We start from the raw sequence: 1,412 nt of genomic DNA, 5'->3' as shown, positions 1-1,412 counted from the left end.
CGCGACATGAACAGGCCATTCACCATCCTCGGCCTTGCCGGATGATGTTGAAACGGCCGTGACGACGCCGACGGCACGCGGTTGATCTCCCGTTCACCGGACAAGACGACTCTCCACCTCGGAGACACGGAACTAGTAATCACCTCAACAAATGAAAACGCGGTAGGCACCCGCTATTACGAAGACTTCGCCGTACGCGACTCGACCGGCTTGAAGTGGACGATCAACAACCAGCAAGGCACCGGTCAGCTACAGATTGACGCCCACACTCTCGCAGGTGAGCGTCGGCGTACCATGCCCTACGGCGAGCCGCGCGGGGCGCTGCCAACGACCTGGCTAGGCACTAAGGACTTTGTCGGAGGAACCAGGGGCGGCAACGGTGGCCTGATCCACCTGGGTGCACGTGAGTACGACCCAACCATCGGCCGGTTCCTATCCGTGGATCCGCTCTTGGATCTCGGCGACACTCAGTCACTGCATGGATACGCATACGCTGGGAATAGCCCGATTACTTACTCCGATCCAGACGGGTTCAGACGAGTCGAGCAGGCTGGCTCAGGCTCGATGGCTGGCGGCAGCAGCATGTCCGGTGGACACCTAGGCGGAAGCCTTGCGGTCGGCCGATCCTCCTTCCCAAGAGGTGGCAGCTCAGGCAACAAGGTAAAGAGCCCGCGGGCAACGAAACCCAAGCCCAGCGGCAATCTGCAGCACTCCGAACTCCGAGCATTGCGAAAGCAGGCCGCGAAGCCGAAGCCCGCACCGAAGCCCAAAGCCACCCCGAAACCCAAGGTGACCCCGAAACCCAAGGCAACGCCGAGACCCAAGGCAACACCGAAACCGAAGGCCGCAACTAAGCCAAAAGCCAAGGCTGCTTCGAAGCCGAAGGCTGTGCCAAAGCCGAAGGCGAGCCCCAAGCCCAAGGCAAAGCCGGGTAAAGAAAAGGGTAGCCAGGCCTGCAATAACAGTTTCCTGCCAGGCACCCCAGTCCTCCTCGCCGACGGCAGCAACAAGCCGATCGAACGGGTGGAGATCGGTGATTGGGTCATCGCCAGCGACCCGGAAACTGGAGTAACCAAAGCAAGAAAAGTCACGGCAACAATCGAGGGGACGGGTGCCAAGGCGCTAATCAAGATTTTTGTAGACCGTGGTGAGGATCGGAGCGCAGCTTCTCAAGAAGCCGCGCACTCTACCACCGTCGTCGCTACCGACAAGCATCCCTTTTGGGTGGCAAACAAGAAAGCCTGGCGCGATGCTGCAGACCTACGGTCCGGCGACGAACTGCTAACGCCTGACGGCGCTCGGGTTCGCGTGATCGATATCGTCGCATACGATCAGGTAGCGACTGTCCATAACAGGGCCGTTGCGTTCTCGCTCGGCAAGCCGGTGAGCTGGGATGATGCTGGGTGATTGGC

Annotated in this window: 1 protein-coding gene; it reads left to right on the top strand. The window is 60.3% G+C overall.

The window, feature by feature from the left end; all coding sequences use genetic code 11:
• The first annotated feature begins 81 nt into the window (after positions 1–81).
• Positions 82–1,407: an RHS repeat-associated core domain-containing protein gene (locus tag ACFHWY_RS28495; RefSeq protein ID WP_416583328.1), complete on the top strand. Its 1,326-nt coding sequence runs from the start codon at positions 82–84 to the stop codon at positions 1,405–1,407.
• Positions 1,408–1,412 lie beyond the last annotated feature (5 nt).

Source organism: Micromonospora sp. LOL_024 (assembly GCF_048060415.1).
Lineage (GTDB): Bacteria > Actinomycetota > Actinomycetes > Mycobacteriales > Micromonosporaceae > Micromonospora.
The sequence above is the reverse complement of the archived record's forward strand: the minus strand, read 5'-3'. Positions and strand labels throughout refer to the sequence as shown.